This window comes from Collinsella aerofaciens (assembly GCF_028209395.1).
GTDB lineage: Bacteria > Actinomycetota > Coriobacteriia > Coriobacteriales > Coriobacteriaceae > Collinsella > Collinsella aerofaciens_AZ.
Window position 1 is genome coordinate 1 of the sequence record NZ_JAQLDQ010000046.1, and the last position, 2,695, is coordinate 2,695.

General features: G+C 48.8%; 1 protein-coding gene. It reads left to right on the forward strand.

Translation table 11 applies throughout. From position 1 onward, the window contains the following. The first annotated feature begins 1,719 nt into the window (after nt 1-1,719). Nucleotides 1,720-2,373: a plasmid mobilization protein gene (locus tag PMW67_RS09645; protein ID WP_271739699.1), complete on the forward strand. Its 654-nt coding sequence runs from the start codon at nt 1,720-1,722 to the stop codon at nt 2,371-2,373. The last annotated feature ends 322 nt before the right edge of the window (nt 2,374-2,695 follow it).

A 2,695-nucleotide genomic window follows, 5' to 3' on the forward strand; every position in this document is an offset into this window, starting at 1 on the left:
ATGACAGGCCGAATGAAGATGCGTGCGATGGGGGCGAGGCGAATGGCTGAGCGGTATCGATACGCGGGTTCAACGGCGTCATATTGGCCACACAGATTATCAAAACCGTCGTAAAACCCCTGGTTTCAGCTACGGGGAGTGTCAACGGTATTCACTTTTTCAGCAATGCCGTATTTACGTAATGTCGTTATTTCATAGTTCTGTTATTTCGTTTTGCCGTGTGCCGGGTTTTAGGGCAGAGCCCTAAATCGTACGCCGCCGGGCAAAACGCAGTTTTGTACGGCGGCGTACGACTCTTGCGGAACCGAACTATGACACAACGCAACTGTGTCATAACGTAACTACGTAGTAGCGTAGCTGTGCGATAACGCGATTACGGCAAATCGAAATAACAGAACAACGTGACTGTGGAATAGCAGAACAATTGAACATTGAACTAATCGCGCCTGAAAATTTTCCGCAAGTGTCGTGCGCCGCCGTACAAAGCCCGGCGGCGCACTAGGGCTCTGCCCTAAAAACCCGGCGCCCTTGGCGGCGTTAAAAAGTGACGTAATAACGTTGTTACGTTATTGCGTTATTACACAGTTCGGCAGTCACACTTTTACATTGTTGCGGCATGACACAGTTACGCAATGTCTCCGGTGCGTCTCGGTAAAAGGTTCGCTACCGGACAGCCACCGGACACCGAGGCGATCTAAGCGCGGCGATGGTTTGTCGTGAAATGTGCTGTGAGATGAAAAATCTCGCAAGAGACGCGAGTTTGTACCTCCATCGTGAATGTATGTACAAACTCACAACCTTCGGTTCTTGCCAGGGCTCCGCCCGTGGACCGGGGTTGGTAAGTAGCTGCGACCGCACTGACTACTTGATGACAGTTGGAGTCGACACTGCAGTTTTGGATTTGTTTTCTGAGATCTAAACCGTGAAACTCAAAATCTCATTATCCGGTTCTTCGTTTGATTTGAATCGCGCCCGCGCAAAAGTCGAAACGGCTCGCGCGGGCGTTCCGATTTTTCGTTTCGCATCTCAACTCGCTTCAAAACAAAACGCGAGTTTTGAAAATCGATAGCGACCGAAGGTCGCGATCATAGGCGGCTTGACCGCCGCATGAAAACCGACTCGCTAATCCGAATCGCAATGCGAGCCGCGTCACCTTTCGACAAATCCAACAGCGCTGCGAGTCACGCTAATGACTCTCCGCGCCATTGAAATTGTCGAAAGGTGCCTCAACTTTTTCGTAAGCGTATCGAAAAACGATTCGATAAAGGCGAATGTTTGCGGCAATGCAAACACTCGGCATCCCTCGCATTCGCATTGCCGCTCCGCTCTCGCTACAGCGAATTTCTAACACTCAGCATCCTTCGCGTTAAAAATTCACTTTCGCTCACGGTCTTCACGCAGTTACAACGCCGCGAGGCCTCTCGCTTGGAATGAGGCCTCTCATTCCACGTCTACACTGCGTTTCGCCCAATCCCCGTTCCGGAGATTGCAAGATGTACGTATATCATGATAACCGGGCCCGTAGTCCCTGTTATCATGATTTACGAATCTTGCTTTTCTCCTGTCACGGAGAAAAGGGAAAGGGTGGACTGCAGCACGCTTTTTGCGGGTTGGTTTCACTCTTTCTAAAAAATTAGGCAACCATAGCAAGAGGTGACGGATGCCAATCCTCAGTTTCTTGCTTACTTTTCCGGAGGCCACTCCGGAGAAAGTAGAAAAATGGCACGAAATGAATTCGTAAAGGCTCGCGTTTCTCCTGAAGAGAAAGAGATCTATCAACAACTTTGCGAACAAGCTGGTTGTACGGAAGCTGAGTTGATTCGATCCGTACTGATTCATCGGGAAATCTCACTTGATGATCTCGATGACGAAATGCAAGTTCTTGATCGGAAGAAAAAGGCCCTCCATAAGCAACAGGAGGATTACAGGAGAGCACAGGCATCGCGTAAAACCGATGAACGTGGCGAGCCGATTTCTGAAAAAAGGAGTATTCCGTTCCAAGTAATGCTCACTGCTCCAGAAAAAAAGGCAATTGAGCAGCGTGCAGCGGCGCTCGGCATTTCTGCAAGCGAACTGGTTCGCCGCAGCGCAATTTACGGAAAGATCGAATCATTCAATTTTGACATTGCGGAAGTTGAAAAACTCCATCATGAGTTATTGAAGGAAGGAACGAACCTCAATCAGCTGATGTACTTCGTGAATGCCCAGGGGCTTCCCGCGTACAACGAGAAAGCTGTTTTCCGCACACTCGAAAAGGTTTACCAAAATGCTCGAAAGGTCGATCGGTTTATCGAGGAACTTGAAAAGCGTTATCACGTTGACTATGTTCCCCACGACTATCTGGCAGATGAACCAGACAACAGAAATCTTTAAGTCGGAACGCAGCTGGGCCAGTTTTGCAATTGAGTGCAATTACCCGTTTAGTTAATTCCAATATTTCAAAAAACGTCTTTCGGAAAAGGGAGGAAATGATTTTATATATCTGAGGACGTTCAGCTATAACTACTCCGCAAAATCGAAAAGGGTCGAACCGAAGTGTCTGGCCGGACGCCAATTGTCTGGGAACTGCTTGGTTCGACCCTCTTCTACTTTACTTCCATGGCCACGCAGCGGTCTAGGGTGACGCATAATTTCTTTCGCAAATTGACAACCGCATAGCGGAACACGGCCCGCGCCCCGTCATATGATTTCTAGC